Below are 15,374 nucleotides of genomic sequence, written 5' to 3' on the forward strand. Positions count from 1 at the left end.
AAATGCAAATACAAGTCGTAAAATCAAAAATTCACCGGGTTAAAGTAACTGGCGCCGATTTAAACTATATCGGCAGCATAACCATTGACGAAGCATTAATGGAAGCTTCTAATATTATTGAAGGTGAAAAAGTGTCTATTGTAAACCTCAATAATGGGGAGCGATTAGAGACTTATGCTATCAAAGGAGAGAAAAATTCGGGAGAAATCACCCTGAATGGTCCAGCTGCCAGAAAAGTACAAAGAGACGATATTATCATCATAATTTCTTATGCAACTTTAGACTTTGAAGAAGCAAAAACCTTCAAACCTTGGATCGTTTTCCCTAATGAGAAAGACAATTCTTTAACTTAGACTTATTTTTATTTTATTCAAATTAGATTGTTTTTTAATTAAAATTTTATCGAACTATTGTATTTCTTTGTCTAAATTTGAATTTCAAATTAGTTAGGAATATAAAAAATGCTCGAAAAAATAAACCATATTGATACAGAATTGTTTTTATACCTCAATAGTAAACACAATACTTTTTTTGATCCAATTATGTATTGGGCAAGCGATAAACTATTTTGGATCCCTTTCTATTTATTTATTATATTCCTACTAATCAGGGAATATAAAAAACAAAGTGTTTATGTGCTAATCAGTATAGGCATTCTTATCACACTTTGCGATCAGATTGCATCACATTTAATAAAAAATGCAGTAAAACGCTTGCGTCCTTCTCACGAACCTTTTTTAGAAGATTTAATCCATCTTAGCAAAGCGGGATCCGGAGGTCAGTATGGCTTTGTGTCGTCCCATTCTGCAAATGCTTTCGGACTGGCTACTTTTCTAATACTTTTACTTCCCAAAAGTTACAATCCGTTAAAATGGGTTTTAGGATTTTGGGCATTTTTAGTGGCTTATAGCCGAATTTATAATGGAGTTCACTATCCTTGTGATGTAATTGTTGCCGCGCTAATTGGTATCCTTTTAGCGATTATGATCTTAAAAATTTTGAAATATAAATTTTTAAGATCTTTGTAAATTAATAAATAATAAACCTATGAAGAATAAAACGGCCTTTCGTATTTATTTCGAAAGCGGCACCAAAATTAAAGGTCTTTCATTTTGGAAAAACTTGTGGGATAATAATTTTGCTCCCGAATTAATTAAAAGAGCGAAAGAAGCTGGTTTAGAACAAGCTATTTTTTTTAATGTAACATCCGGGTATTTGAAAAATCAATTTGATATTATAGAAGTAAAAAACATAAATCTCCTTCAATGCGTTGAAATAACAGACGCCAAAGATAAAATTGATTTATTTTTATTAGAAAATAAAGTTTTTTAGCCGATTGTACTGTACTTATGGTAAAAAGTAAAATAGTTCTAAAACCATAATAAATTAAAAATTAATTCCTCCATTTACCAAATGAAAATTTTACTAATAGAAGACGGAAAACAGTTAGCTAATAGCATTCAAAGTTATTTATCTGGCAATGACTTTATTTTTGAATGGGTATCTAATATTCATTTGGCACTGGATAAAATTTCAGTTTATGAATACGATTGTGTTTTATTAGATTTAATTGTATCTGATGGAAATGGATTTGGAATATTGAACAACCTAAAAAAAATGATTTAAAAATGTCAAAAGTAAAAACTTCCTTTTTTTGCCAAAACTGTGGTGCACAATATTCAAAATGGCAAGGTCAATGCAATTCGTGCAAAGAATGGAACACCATCGCTGAAGAAATCATTCAAAAACAAGAAAAATCAGCTTGGAAAAGCGAATCTGTTTCCAATTCGAAAGCTCCAAAACCATTACGCATCAACGAAATTGATTCTAGTCAAGAAATCCGAATGGACACAACAGATGGTGAACTCAATCGTGTTTTAGGCGGAGGAATTGTTCCTGGTTCTTTAATACTTTTGGGAGGCGAACCCGGAATTGGAAAAAGTACGCTTTTACTTCAAATTTCCTTAAAATTACCTTATAAAACTTTATATGTTTCGGGTGAAGAAAGCCAAAAACAAATCAAGATGCGTGCCGAAAGAATCACACCAAACGGTGATAATTGCTACATTCTTACAGAAACCAAAACCCAAAATATCTTCAAACAAATTGAAGCAATACAACCTGAAATAGTCATTATTGATTCTATTCAAACGTTACATACGGATTATATCGAATCAACTCCAGGAAGCATTTCGCAAATTCGTGAAACCACAGCCGAATTGATAAAGTTTGCTAAAGAAACCAATATCCCTGTGATTCTGATTGGACATATTACAAAGGACGGAACGATTGCTGGACCAAAAATTCTGGAACACATGGTGGATACCGTTTTGCAATTTGAAGGTGATCGTAACCATGTGTATCGTATTTTACGCTCCCTAAAAAACCGTTTTGGTTCGACTGCCGAAATTGGGATTTATGAAATGTTAGGCAATGGTTTACGAGAAGTTTCTAATCCCTCCGAAATTTTAATTTCACATAAAGACGAAGAATTATCAGGAACCGCAATTGCTTCAACACTAGAAGGAATGCGTCCGTTGATGATCGAAATTCAATCATTAGTAAGCACCGCCGTTTACGGAACACCACAAAGAAGCACAACAGGTTACAATGCCAAGAGATTGAATATGATTTTGGCCGTTTTAGAAAAAAGAGCCGGATTTAGGCTTGGTGCCAAAGATGTCTTCTTGAATGTCACTGGAGGTATTTCAGTGGATGATCCCGCAATTGATTTGGCTGTTGTCGCTGCCATTTTATCCTCAAATGAAGATATTCCGGTAAACAAAGATTTTTGTTTTGCTGGCGAAGTCGGACTTTCAGGCGAAATACGTCCTGTAAACCGAGTTGATCAACGCATTCAGGAAGCCGAAAAACTAGGATTTTCCACCATTTTTGTATCCAAATACAATAAAGTTTCCTTGAAAAACACCTTGATAAAAATCCGATTGGTCGCAAAAATTGAAGATGTAGCAAGCGAATTGTTTGGATAGAAAACTGTTTTTAGAAATAATACACACACAATAAAACAAATAAATTATGAATCTAAAAACCTCATTTATTGGACTGTTATTTGTCGCAATTCCTTTTATTTCGAATGCACAGAACGCCATAAATAAAAATTCGTTTCCAGTCCAAGTAACCACAACAAATGGAATAATCGAAGGTGAATTTGACGTCAAGACGAGCATTCAAAGTTTCAAAGGAATACCGTTTGCTCAACCGCCAGTTGGTGATTTACGTTGGAAAGCCCCTCACGCAGTTTTGAATTGGACTGGAGTAAAACAAACCAAAAAATTTGGTCCAAGAGCCGTTCAATCGTATATATTTGGTGATATGGTTTTTAGAAGTGATGGTATAAGTGAAGATTGTTTGTACTTAAACGTTTGGACTCCTGCCAAATCCTCCACTGAAAAACTACCCGTTTTAGTCTATTTTTATGGTGGTGGTTTTGTTGCCGGCGATGGTTCAGAAAATCGCTACGACGGTGAAAACATGGCCAAAAAAGGAATCATAACGCTAACTGTAAATTACCGTTTGGGGATTTGGGGATTTTTCTCCCACCCAGAATTAACCAAAGAATCTCCTAATCATGCTTCGGGAAATTATGGTTATTTAGACCAAAATGCGGCCTTAAAATGGGTTCAGGCAAATATTGCACAATTTGGTGGTGACCCAAAAAGAGTAACCATTGCTGGAGAATCTGCAGGTTCAATTTCAGTAAGCGCACAAATGGCTTCTCCATTATCCAAGAATCTAATTGCAGCTGCCATTGGCGAAAGTGGCGGCTCTTTCTTCCCTACTTCAGCACCAATTCCATTGGCGGAAGCCGAAAAAATAGGTCTTGAATTTGCACAGAAAATTGGTGCAAAATCGTTAAAAGAGCTTCGCTCTATGTCCACTTTAGAACTCTACCAAAAATCAAGCGGAGCAAATATGGGATCCTTCAAATCAACTATAGATGGTTATTTTCTTCCAAAATCGTTACCAGAAATTTTCGAAGAAAAACAACAAGCAATGGTTCCATTGTTACTGGGATGGAATTCAGAGGAAATGACCTATCGTACTTTAACTATTGGAAAAGACTTGAGTACTGAAAGTTATATTCAAAAAATTAAAGAATTATACGGCGACAAAGCTCCAGAAGTTTTGCAATTATACCCAGCGGGAACTCCAGAAGTAACAGAACAATCTGCCACAGATTTAACCGGCGACCGGTTTATTGCTTACAGTACTTGGAAGTGGTTCGATTTGCATCGAAAAAACAGCAATCAACCAGTATACCGATATTATTATACACATCCTAGACCTGATATGCGTAAGAAAGATGTACAAACTGGCCTTGCGGATGGCGTTATCAAAAAAGATAAAAATGCACCAAAAACTAGCAAACTTAAAGGTGCAGTTCACTCTGCAGAAATTGAATATGCGATGGGAAATTTGGCAACCAATAAGGACTATAACTGGACAGAAGACGATTATAAAGTTTCGGAAACAATGATGAATTATTTCGCCAACTTTATCAAAACTGGGAATCCAAACGGTGATAAACTTCCCGTATGGCCTGTTGCTTCTGAAGATAAAAATCCAGAAATTATGGTAATTGATTTGGATTCCAAATCAATAAAAACCAACAACGATGCGCGTTACTTATTCTTGGACAAAGAATATATAAAAAAGTAAAATTGACCCCTCGAAAATCTTCTGCAAAAGGCGGTGTCAAATAAATGACAGCGCCTTTTTTATTGAATTCATAAAGCTGTAAATCAATAGTTTAACTTATTTTATTTTTAATAAAAACAAAAAGTCGTATGCTATTCATTGTTTTTTTGTAAATTTAGGTGTTAATTATTTTACAATTAAAGATACAAAAATGAAACCATCAGATAAAACCATGATTCATTTTTACCAACAACTAGGTAAATTGTTCTACAGCATTGCATCAGCAGATAAAGAAGTTCAAAAAGAAGAAGTTGCTCAACTCAATAAATTAGTTAAAAAACAATGGGTTCCACAGGAAGATTCCATAAATGAATTTGGGGATGATGCGGCTTACCAAATTGAAATTGTATTTGACTGGTTATTGGCAAATGAATGGCATTTTAGAAATGTAATCCCTAATTTAAAAAATTATAAAAAAGAACACCCAAGTATATTTACTCCTCAAATGAATGACTTAATCCTAAAAACAGCACATGCAATTGAAGAATCTTTTTCGGGCGAACAAAAATTGGAATTGGATTTAATTAATGAATTAACAGATCTTTTACATCAAGAAAATTAAATTTATAGAAGCATATTCATTTCTCGAAAAGTCTAATATAGTATTAATAAATTATTCGTTTTAACGTTAAAAATAATATTATGGAAAAACTAGTAGGAATATGGATTGACACCAAAAAGGCAATTATTGTAACTTTAGATGGCAAAAAAGAAGCGAAAATCACAGAAATAGACTCAAAAATTGAAAACAGAATGTATCACAATAAAGAAAGTGACAAAGGAACATTTTCGGGCAATCGTAACTTCGATAACAAATTAAATTTTGACCGTAAACGAAACGAACAAATGAACCATTATTTGGATGCTGTTACGAACTATATTAAGGGTTCTAATTCCCTTTATATTTTTGGCCCTGCTGAAGTTAAAATAAAATTGGAACAACGAATACATAACGAAAAACCACCTTCTAAAATCACCTTAAAAGGAGTCGAAACAGCCAACAGCATGCCTTTGAACCAAATTGTAGCTCAAGTTAAAGATTTTTATAATCAGCTCCAACGCAAAGCAATCATGCTGTATATGATCTAAGTTTATGATACTCTTTTCAACTTATAGCCACAACGTATTTTGTTGTGGCTTTTTTATGATTCAAAAAATAAGAGGTAACAGAAAATAGCAAAGAGAATCATAAAATTATTTCTGTTACGGATTTTTTCCTTTTCTTTATAAACCTAAAATATCGATTGGATATTAATTTATGAGAACCCCTAAGCAAAAAATACTATTGGCATTAAAAATTATAGTTGTAACTTTTATTACAACGATAATAGCTTTTTTTGTTTTTAGAAATTTACTGTTAAAACAGGAGATTACTAGGGTTTCTTCCAAGATGGAACGCGATTATAACTGTTCTTTTTCTATAAAAAACGCTGTATTTGTTGGTTTATCGGGATTAAAATTGTCTGAAATAATATTAGTCCCAAAAAAAGCCGATACCCTTTTTAAAATTCATCAATTGGAAACTAGCGTAAGTTTAATTCACTTGTTAGTTGGAGAAATTCAACTTGGAACTTTAGAAATTAATAACGGATATGTTCAATTAGTCAAAAACAAAAACGGAAGAAATTTTCAAGCTTTTCTAAAAAAAGACAAGGACGACAAATTATATTCCGAGAAAAGAGATTATGCCAAATTCGTCTATAGAATCATCTCAAAAGTGCTCAATTTAGTCCCGACAGATATGAAAATTGAGAATCTTACTTTCAAACTTAACGACGACGGCAAAAAAGCCACGATTAATTTTCAAAAGTTGCGATTGGTCAACAAACAACTTGAAACTTCAATAAAAGTCCAGACTAAAAACTTTACACAAAGAATCCGAATTCAAGGATTTGCAGATCCAAGAAATAAAGTGGCCGATATTCGATTCTTTAATATTGATACTGGCGCTATAAAAATGCCGTATCTCGACGAAAGATTCAACTTGAAATCGAGCTTTGATTCCATACGATTAAATATTCAAAACATTGATAAATCAGGAGGGGAATTGCATATCGATGGTTTTGCTTCCATCACTAATTTAATGATCAATCATGCTAAAATTGCCAACAAAGATGTGGTGATAAAAAATGCTCGTTTCGATTATCGTTTTCTATTGGGGTCTGATTTTATTTCGATTGATAGCAGTTCGACTGTACAATTCAACAAAGTAAAATTTCATCCTTATTTGGCTTATGAAACCGAGGAAGACACGATTTACAAACTCAAAGTCGCTATTCCAAAGATGAAAGCACAAGATTTTATTTCATCACTTCCTGATGGTTTGTTCACTCATTTTCAGGGAATGGAAGCTGAAGGTGATTTTGAATACAAATTGGATTTTAATTTCAATAAAAACAAGCCCAATCAACTGGTTTTTGACAGTAAAATGAAAAAAAATAACTTACTTATCACCAAGTATGGCGAAGCCAACCTCAACAAACTCAATGGCGAATTTGTGTATCGAGCTATCATCAATAATGTGCTACAACGTCCTGTTTTGATTGGCTCAACCAATCCAAATTACACCCCAATAGACCAAATTTCTCTTTACTTGCAAAAATGTGTTTTAACGTCGGAAGATCCTTCCTTTTTCTCACATCGGGGTTTTATCAACGAAGCGTTTAAGCAATCCATTATCAAAAATATTCGTACTAAGAAATTCTCTCGTGGTGCCAGTACGATTAGCATGCAATTAATCAAAAATGTTTTTCTAACAAGAGAAAAAACTGTTTCTCGAAAACTAGAAGAAATCTTATTGGTTTATATACTCGAAAATAATCGAATCGCTTCTAAAGAACGAATGCTTGAAGTGTATTTCAATATTATCGAATGGGGACCAAATATATATGGTATTGGCGAAGCGGCGCAGTTTTATTTCCAGAAAAAACCTGCCGATTTAACTTTGAAAGAATGCCTATATCTCGCTACAATTGTTCCAAAACCAAAGAAATTTATGTGGCAATTTGATAAAGAAGGAAAACTAAAACCGTTTGCAAAACAACAGCAAAAATTTCTGAGTACTATAATGTTGAGAAGAGCTGTTTTAACCCCTGAAGACACCATCGGCTTTTCTAATCCTTTAATTTTAACCGGTGTGGCTCATTCCCTATTGAATTTGAAAGTAAAAGATTCATCAGCTATTGATTCTCTTACTGTTGAAGAACCGTTTGGGTTGTAATAAAAAAATTAAGGTCAACGTTTAAAAATGTATTATTATTTTCTATTTAAAAAAAATTAAATCATTAATATACAGCTAGTTTAATATTTTAAATTATTTTTATTTGTAAATTTGAGATTATGAACTAACCTCATTTGATTATGAAAATAGCTGTTTTATTGCTCACGTTGTTTTCTTTGCACTATTCAAGTTCCCAAACCATCGGATTGGAAACTTTTGCATCAGGTTTCTCAAGTCCTGTAGAAATTACAAATGCCGGAGACAGTAGGTTGTTTGTTGTAGAAAAAGGTGGCAGAATAAAAATATTAAATTCAAATGGAACTATAAATCCCACTGCTTTTCTTAACATTTCTGGTCTAGTAAGCACTGGTTCAGAGCAAGGTTTGTTAGGTTTGGCTTTTCACCCTAATTATTCCTCTAATGGACTTTTTTTTATCAATTACACAAACACTTCTGGGAATACTGTAATTGCCAAATACGCTGTGGATTCAGGAAATCTAAATAGTGCCAATGCTTTAAGTGGTAGTGTTCTTTTAACAATTGTTCAGCCTTATGCCAATCACAATGGAGGAACCCTGAAATTTGGCCCCGATGGTTTCTTGTACATTGGTACGGGTGATGGCGGTAGCGGTGGAGATCCTGAAAATAGAGCCCAAAACAGTACTGTATTATTGGGAAAAATGCTTCGAATAGATGTGAATTCTGGTATTTCTTATGGCATCCCAAATGACAATCCATATGTGGGAGTTACGGGAGCCGATGAGATTTGGGCTATTGGACTCCGAAATCCATGGAAATTTTCCTTTGACAAAATCAGAAACAATTTATATATTGCCGATGTTGGGCAAAATAACATTGAAGAAATCAACATCGCAAGCACAGCCCAAGCAGGTTTAAACTATGGTTGGCGTTGTTATGAAGGAGATGCGGCGTATAACACAACAGCGTGCCCTACTCAATCTTCCATGAAGTTTCCACTCACTGTAATAAATCACTCCACAGGAGCTTGCTCAATTACAGGTGGATACGTTTATAATGGCACAAGCTACCCTAACTTTAAAGGATTGTATTTCTTTACTGATTACTGTAACCCAAAAATAGGAATGATGACAACAGCTGGAACAATTAGCTATTCTGAAGTTTTTACAGGAAACAATTTTTCAACTTTTGGAGAAGATACTAATGGTGAACTATATATTGCAGCCATAAATAAAGGCACCATTTTCAAAATTAACGACACATCATTAGGCATAAACACTCCTGATATTTCTAAATTTACAACTTATTATAATGCATCTAAATCAGAAATTGTAATCCAAAAATCAAAAAAAAATTATCCTATAGAAATTACCCTATATGATTTGCAAGGTAAAAAGGTACTTCAGCAAAAAACCGAAAATAAAACCGAAAATAGTATCAAAACCAATAGTCTATCTAAAGGTTTTTACATTTTGACAATTAAAAACGACCAAGGACAACTTTCAACACACCGTTTTGTAATTAAATAGTTAAGGTGCTGGATTAGGAATCATAGCTTGCACCGCATTTATTTCTGCAATAATTTCATCAGTCAGAACCACATCAATCGAAGCGATGTTTTCCTTTAATTGTTCCATAGTCGTAGCGCCTATAATAGAACTTGTTAAAAAAGCTTGTTGGTTTACAAATGCCAAAGCCATTTCGGTTAGTGTCAAACCGTTTTTTTGTGCAATTACTTGGTACATTTTTGTCGCTTCGGTACATTGAGGGCTACTGTATCTAGTATATTGCGGAAATAAATTAATTCGGGCATTTGGGTGACTTTCGCCTGTTAAAAATTTTCCAGATAAAACTCCAAAAGCCAAAGGTGAATAGGCCAACAAACCTACATTTTCTCTCATACAAACTTCGGAAGAAGCCACTTCGAACACGCGATTGAGCAACGAATACGGATTTTGAATCGTTTTTATTCTTGGCAAATTATGATATTTGTTTTCTTCGATAAAACGCATAATTCCCCAAGCATTTTCATTTGAAACACCAATGTTTTTAATTTTCCCTTGTTTGACAAAACCTTCTAATGTTTCTAAAACTTCATGTATATTGTCTTCCCAAGAATCGTCTTGGACTTTAAAACCACGTTGTCCAAACATATTTGTTTTACGTTCTGGCCAATGCAGTTGATATAAATCTAAATAATCAGTTTGTAATCGGCGCAAACTTTGTTCTAAAGCCACTTGTATACTAGCAGCTGAGAAGTCTATTTTATCTCGCATATAGGTAAATGTCGGACTTGGTCCTGCTATTTTTGATGCTAAAACAATTTCTTCTCTACGTTTTGATTTTTTAAGCCAGGTTCCAATTATTTTTTCAGTGCTACCATAAGTTTCCTCACGCGCTGGAACCGAATACATTTCGGCTGTATCAAAAAAATTAACGCCTCTTTCAAGTGCATAATCCATTTGGGCGTGACCTTCGGCTTCAGTATTTTGTTGTCCAAAAGTCATGGTACCAAGGCATATTTTACTGATTTTAATATCGGTATTGGGTAATGTGGTGTATTTCATAAAGTCTCAAAGTTATAAAGCCGAAAGTCATAGAGCTAAAGATTTTTCTTTAAGACTTTATGACTTTCGCCTTTTGACAAAATTTAGTTGATTTCGTTTAACATTTCTGCTATTTCGTCTAATCTTGGCGTTAGAATAATTTCGATTCTACGATTTTTAGCTTTTCCTTCAGCAGTAGCATTACTTACTAAAGGTGAGAATTCACCTCTACCAGCAGCCGTAAGATTCTTTTTGTCGATTGCTTTGTTTTCGCTCAAAATCGCTACAATTGCTGTAGCTATTTTTGGTAGATAAATCCCAGTTATCAGCAATCGGTCCTGAACCTCCATAAGGATCATTATCCGTATGACCTTCAATTAAAACAGAAATGTCTGGGTTATCTCCTAAAACACTCCCTAGTTGAACTACTGCTTTCTTTCCTTCTGTACCTACAGCCCAACTACCGGAATTAAACAGCAATTTATTTTCCATAGACACATACACTTTACCATTTTTTTTCTCAATTGTCAAGCCTTTGCCTTCAAAACCATTTAAGGCATTTGATAAAGTTTCTTTTAATTTAAGCATGGCTGCTTCTTTTGCAGCAATCAAAGCTTCTAATTCGTTTAATCTCTTACTGCTAGCATTCAAACGGTCTTGTTCTAGTGCCAATGCTTTTTCTTTAGCTCCCAGTTGTTCTAACAATTCACGGTTTTTCGCCATATTGGCCTTCAACGCTTCACTGCTATTTTTTTCTAATGCATCATAAGAGTCGTTCAATAATCCATTTTTTTGATTCAAAGCATCGTAGTCTGCTTGTAACTTATTGCGATCTTCTTTCAATTTTAATAAATCATATTGCAAGGCTTTTTTCTCTATTTCGAGTTGACTTTTGGCTTTTTGTAAATCGGCATTTTCATCAGAAATGCTTCTATTTTCTTTTTTGGAATCGGCATATTTACTTTGCAAATCATTGTATACTTTCTTAGAAACACAGGAAGTTGAAAGCGCTAGTATTAACAAACCAAGGGAGATTTTTTTTATCATTTTTTTATTATTTTATTATTCTTATTTTCATTGAAAGTGTCATTGCCATTGAAATTGAAATTCCTATTTATTCTATTTCCACCATAATCGGACAATGGTCAGAGTGTTTGGCTTCTGGTAATATAACGGCTCTTTTCAGTTTTTGTTTTAAAGGTTCGCTAACCAAACAATAATCGATTCTCCAGCCCTTGTTTTGGATTCTTGCTGTGGGAACTCTTACCGTCCACCAAGTATAATTATCGGGTTCTTTGTTGAAAAATCGAAAACTATCTATAAATCCGTTTTTCATAAAAGTGTCCAACCAAGCTCTTTCTTCGGGTAAAAATCCCGATACTTTTTTGTTACGAACAGGATCATGAATGTCTATTGCTTCATGGCAAATATTATAATCTCCACAAATCACAAGATTTGGAATTTCTTTTTTCAATTCATTAATATAATTTTGAAAGTCGTCCATAAACATAAATTTATGTTCTAATCTTTCAATATTAGTACCTGAAGGCAAGTACAAACTCATTACGGACAAATCTTCAAAATCAACACGAATGGTTCTTCCTTCAAAATCCATATGTTCAATACCAGCACCAAAAACCACTTTTTTAGGTTCAATTTTAGACAATATGGCCACGCCACTATAGCCTTTTTTGGTAGCTGGAAACCAATAATGATAAGGATAACCCGCTAATTCAAAATCCAATAAGGGAATTTGATCCGGATTGGCTTTTATTTCCTGAAGACAAATCACATCTGGATTAGCTTGTTGTATCCAGTCAATAAAACCCTTTGAGATTGCGGAACGAATGCCGTTTACGTTATAAGAAATGATTTTCATTGTGTGTTTTTTGAAATTCAAATGTAATAAAAACTATAAAGATTGAAGGCTAAAAAGAAAGAAAATGGAGTTTTTTGCTATCTTTGTTTTTCGCTCAACACAAAAAAAATATGGGTTTAGTTACTGCTAAAGAAGTTGCCAAAACAATTAATACAGATAAGTACGGATTTTTAGGCACTTTTTCTGGATGGTTATTGATGAAAGTACTTAAAATTTCTACGATTAACAAACTATATGACAGAAATAAACATTTAAAAGAAGTAGAATTTTTAAATGCTTTATTAGATGATTTACAAATAAAATTCGAAATTCCCGAGCAGGATTTTAAACGATTACCTAAAGACGGTGCTTATATAACTATATCAAACCATCCATTAGGTGGAATTGATGGTATATTACTTTTGAAATTAATGCTCGAAAAAGAGCCAAATTTTAAAATTATTGCCAATTTCTTACTACATCGAATTGATCCGATAAAGCCTTATATAATGCCTGTTAATCCTTTTGAAAACCTCAAAAATGTTAAATCAAGTGTGGTGGGAATTAAGGAAACTTTACGCCATTTGAGAGACGGAAAACCACTAGGTATGTTTCCTGCTGGGGAAGTTTCTACCTATAAAGATGGGAAATTAATGGTCGATAAACTCTGGGAAGAAGGAGCGATTAAAGTAATCCGTAAGGCACAAGTTCCCGTTGTTCCTATTTATTTTCATGCAAAAAACAGCTGGTCTTTTTATTTTCTTTCTAAATTCAGTAGTACTTTACGAACTGCTAAATTACCTTCGGAAGTATTTAGCCAAAAAAATAGAGCTATTAAAGTACGAATAGGTAAACCGATTTCTGTTGCTGAACAAAACGAATACAAATCAATTGAAGAATATTCGGAGTTTTTAAGACGAAAAACATATATGTTGGCGAATCCATTCGAAAAGAAAACGCCTTTTTTACCAACACCAAATTTAAAACTCCCAAAGAATCCTAAAGCAATTGTTACTGGTGCAAGTCAAGAAAAAATCATAAATGAAATAAATTTACTACGAAATAATGAATTGCGTTTATTGCAAAGTAAAAACTACGAAGTCTTTTTTGGTGAAGCTCATGATATTCCAAATGTGCTTCACGAAATAGGACGATTACGAGAAATAACTTTTAGAGAAGTTGGCGAAGGAACCAACGAATCTATAGACATTGATGCTTACGATAAATATTACCGACACCTTTTTTTATGGGATTGTGATGCACAAAAAATTGCAGGAGCGTATCGAATGGGATTAGGTTCCGATATTTATCCTAAATATGGTGTGGACGGTTTTTACCTAACTGATCTTTTTAGATTTGAACCCGAATTACACGATATGCTTCACAGTTCAATAGAAATGGGTCGCGCTTTTATTATTAAAGAATACCAACAAAAACCAATGCCTCTTTTCTTACTTTGGAAAGGAATTATACACATTACATTACGTCATCCTGAACATAAATTTTTACTAGGCGGAGTGAGTATTAGCAATCAATTTTCTAATTTTTCAAAATCTTTGATGATTGAGTTTATGAAATCCAATTTCTATGATCCTTATATCGCTCAATACATCCATCCTAAAAAAGCATTTAAAGTAAAGTTAAAAGATGCCGATAAAGATTTTATTTTTGATGAAGCGGAGGCTGATTTGAACAAATTCGACAAAATAATTGATGAATTAGAACCAGGTTCGTTGCGATTGCCTGTTTTGATAAAAAAATACATCAAACAAAATGCACGCGTAGTGGCATTTAATGTAGATCCATTGTTTAATGATGCCATTGATGGTTTAATGTACATTAGAATTTCCGACATTCCAGAAAGCACCGTAAAGCCAGTTATGGAAGAATTTCAAACTGAATTAGAACGAAAATTGGCCGAAAAAGAGGATTAGTTAATTGGCAGTTATCAGAATACAAACCCTATCATCGTGATCAAATATTAAGTTTATCTCCAAATGGATTGATGCAAAATATCATCAATTGAATTGGTTTTAATGAAATAAATTATCCGAATAAAATGGTAGGTTGCTAAAAAAATTCCCAAACCATACGCTAGTTTTTTATTAAAAAGCCATTTGTTAAAATATTCCTTTTTGGTTATTAATTCTGTACTGAGAACTACAATTGTTACTATACAAAACGCAATTACTAAGGGGCCTAGAATATGATAATAAACGCTTTTTAGAATATCTCCTTCATAAAAATAGACCATCGATTTTGTGATGCCACATCCAGGACAAGGCAAACCGGTAAGCATCTTGAAAGGACAAAAAGATTGAGCGGTATCAAGATGATTTTCTTGATTAAAAAAAAGCAAAATATTCGGAACCATCAGCGTTATAAAAGCACCTAAGATTCCGTAAATTTTACGTCTGGATTTTGTATTAATTGTAAAGTCTATTGATGTCATTTTGAACAATCATTGCGGCAGCCATTGGAAAGAAAAACCCCAAAATTATCAATAATGTAGAATCGTCTTTTTGTGGATATCCGATGCGTTTATACACTTCAGGTAAACCTTCTCTACCTGCCAAATAAAAGAAATACACATTAATGGGAAAACAACATCCTGCAAAAACAGCAACAGGTGATGAAATTATTTCTCGTTCTGAAACTGCATTTAGGACCTCGGCTACTTTGATATTCCAATAAATATGATACAAGCCACACGTAATAACACCTAAGATCAACACTAATAAAGGATCTACTTTAAATACTGGAATATTATTGTTTGGTCGGTTCCAATGTTCTGTTTTTGTGGTTTCCATTCTCTGGTAATAAATTAGTTTGTTATAATTAATAGTAATTACTCGAAAGCTTTATCGATTGGTTCCCAAAGTTCTATTTTATTTCCTTCAAGATCCAGTATCCAACCAAACTTTCCGTACTCATAAGTCTCCATCTCCCCTATAATTGTTACACCTTCTTCGGATAATTTAATTAACAAATTTTCTAAATCAAATACGCGAAAATTTTGCATAAACTGTTTTTCACTAGGCTCAAAATAATT

At 33.4% G+C, this 15,374-nt stretch carries 15 protein-coding genes and 1 pseudogene; 11 read left to right on the forward strand and 5 right to left on the reverse strand.

Annotated features, from left to right (window positions below; genetic code table 11):
* Nucleotides 1-2 precede the first annotated feature (2 nt).
* The 10 genes from panD to E0F76_RS02270 all read left to right on the forward strand — a co-directional run bounded on the left by panD (nucleotide 3) and on the right by E0F76_RS02270 (nucleotide 9,447).
* Nucleotides 3-353 (forward strand): aspartate 1-decarboxylase, encoded by a 351-nt coding sequence (gene panD, locus E0F76_RS02225; protein ID WP_132000823.1) that lies wholly within the window; start codon nucleotides 3-5, stop codon nucleotides 351-353.
* Nucleotides 354-461: 108 nt separating this feature from the next.
* On the forward strand, nucleotides 462-1,028 hold the full coding sequence (locus E0F76_RS02230; RefSeq protein WP_132000825.1) for a phosphatase PAP2 family protein: 567 nt from the start codon (nucleotides 462-464) through the stop codon (nucleotides 1,026-1,028).
* Nucleotides 1,029-1,047: 19 nt separating this feature from the next.
* Nucleotides 1,048-1,332, forward strand: a complete 285-nt coding sequence (locus E0F76_RS02235; protein ID WP_132000827.1) for a hypothetical protein — start codon at nucleotides 1,048-1,050, stop codon at nucleotides 1,330-1,332.
* Nucleotides 1,333-1,413: 81 nt separating this feature from the next.
* The gene (locus E0F76_RS02240) at nucleotides 1,414-1,626 is read left to right on the forward strand and encodes a response regulator (protein ID WP_132000829.1); all 213 of its coding nucleotides are present in this window, start codon (nucleotides 1,414-1,416) and stop codon (nucleotides 1,624-1,626) included.
* Between the two features lie 2 nt (nucleotides 1,627-1,628).
* Entirely contained in the window at nucleotides 1,629-2,990 is a 1,362-nt protein-coding gene (gene radA / locus E0F76_RS02245) for a DNA repair protein RadA (protein ID WP_132000831.1), read from the forward strand.
* Between the two features lie 46 nt (nucleotides 2,991-3,036).
* Nucleotides 3,037-4,680, forward strand: coding sequence for a carboxylesterase/lipase family protein (locus tag E0F76_RS02250; protein WP_132000833.1), 1,644 nt, complete (start codon nucleotides 3,037-3,039; stop codon nucleotides 4,678-4,680).
* A gap of 190 nt (nucleotides 4,681-4,870) precedes the next feature.
* The gene (locus tag E0F76_RS02255) at nucleotides 4,871-5,281 is read left to right on the forward strand and encodes a hypothetical protein (RefSeq protein ID WP_132000835.1); all 411 of its coding nucleotides are present in this window, start codon (nucleotides 4,871-4,873) and stop codon (nucleotides 5,279-5,281) included.
* A gap of 80 nt (nucleotides 5,282-5,361) precedes the next feature.
* Nucleotides 5,362-5,808, forward strand: coding sequence for a hypothetical protein (locus tag E0F76_RS02260; protein WP_132000837.1), 447 nt, complete (start codon nucleotides 5,362-5,364; stop codon nucleotides 5,806-5,808).
* A gap of 169 nt (nucleotides 5,809-5,977) precedes the next feature.
* On the forward strand, nucleotides 5,978-7,939 hold the full coding sequence (locus tag E0F76_RS02265; RefSeq protein WP_132000839.1) for a transglycosylase domain-containing protein: 1,962 nt from the start codon (nucleotides 5,978-5,980) through the stop codon (nucleotides 7,937-7,939).
* Between the two features lie 140 nt (nucleotides 7,940-8,079).
* Nucleotides 8,080-9,447, forward strand: a complete 1,368-nt coding sequence (locus E0F76_RS02270) for a PQQ-dependent sugar dehydrogenase (protein ID WP_132000841.1) — start codon at nucleotides 8,080-8,082, stop codon at nucleotides 9,445-9,447.
* Here E0F76_RS02270 and E0F76_RS02275 read toward each other — a convergent pair whose 3' ends face one another.
* From E0F76_RS02275 to E0F76_RS02285, 3 genes and pseudogenes are all read right to left on the reverse strand, one after another.
* Nucleotides 9,448-10,485, reverse strand: a complete 1,038-nt coding sequence (locus tag E0F76_RS02275; protein WP_132000843.1) for an NADP(H)-dependent aldo-keto reductase — start codon at nucleotides 10,483-10,485, stop codon at nucleotides 9,448-9,450.
* An 83-nt stretch (nucleotides 10,486-10,568) separates the two neighbouring features.
* A pseudogene (locus E0F76_RS02280) lies at nucleotides 10,569-11,511 on the reverse strand (OmpA family protein).
* A gap of 67 nt (nucleotides 11,512-11,578) precedes the next feature.
* The gene (locus E0F76_RS02285) at nucleotides 11,579-12,343 is read right to left on the reverse strand and encodes an exodeoxyribonuclease III (protein ID WP_132000845.1); all 765 of its coding nucleotides are present in this window, start codon (nucleotides 12,341-12,343) and stop codon (nucleotides 11,579-11,581) included.
* A gap of 110 nt (nucleotides 12,344-12,453) precedes the next feature.
* Here E0F76_RS02285 and E0F76_RS02290 point away from each other — a divergent pair, with 110 nt between their 5' ends.
* Nucleotides 12,454-14,256, forward strand: coding sequence for a GNAT family N-acyltransferase (locus E0F76_RS02290; RefSeq protein ID WP_132000847.1), 1,803 nt, complete (start codon nucleotides 12,454-12,456; stop codon nucleotides 14,254-14,256).
* Nucleotides 14,257-14,309: 53 nt separating this feature from the next.
* Here E0F76_RS02290 and E0F76_RS02295 read toward each other — a convergent pair whose 3' ends face one another.
* Both E0F76_RS02295 and E0F76_RS02300 read right to left on the reverse strand, forming a co-directional pair.
* Nucleotides 14,310-14,774: a DUF2752 domain-containing protein gene (locus E0F76_RS02295; RefSeq protein WP_132000849.1), complete on the reverse strand. Its 465-nt coding sequence runs from the start codon at nucleotides 14,772-14,774 to the stop codon at nucleotides 14,310-14,312.
* Nucleotides 14,749-15,132 (reverse strand): DUF4234 domain-containing protein, encoded by a 384-nt coding sequence (locus tag E0F76_RS02300; RefSeq protein WP_132000851.1) that lies wholly within the window; start codon nucleotides 15,130-15,132, stop codon nucleotides 14,749-14,751. The genes E0F76_RS02295 and E0F76_RS02300 overlap by 26 nt, the downstream gene beginning before the upstream one ends.
* Between the last annotated feature and the right edge of the window lie 242 nt (nucleotides 15,133-15,374).

The organism is Flavobacterium cellulosilyticum, from assembly GCF_004349355.1.
GTDB lineage: Bacteria > Bacteroidota > Bacteroidia > Flavobacteriales > Flavobacteriaceae > Flavobacterium > Flavobacterium cellulosilyticum.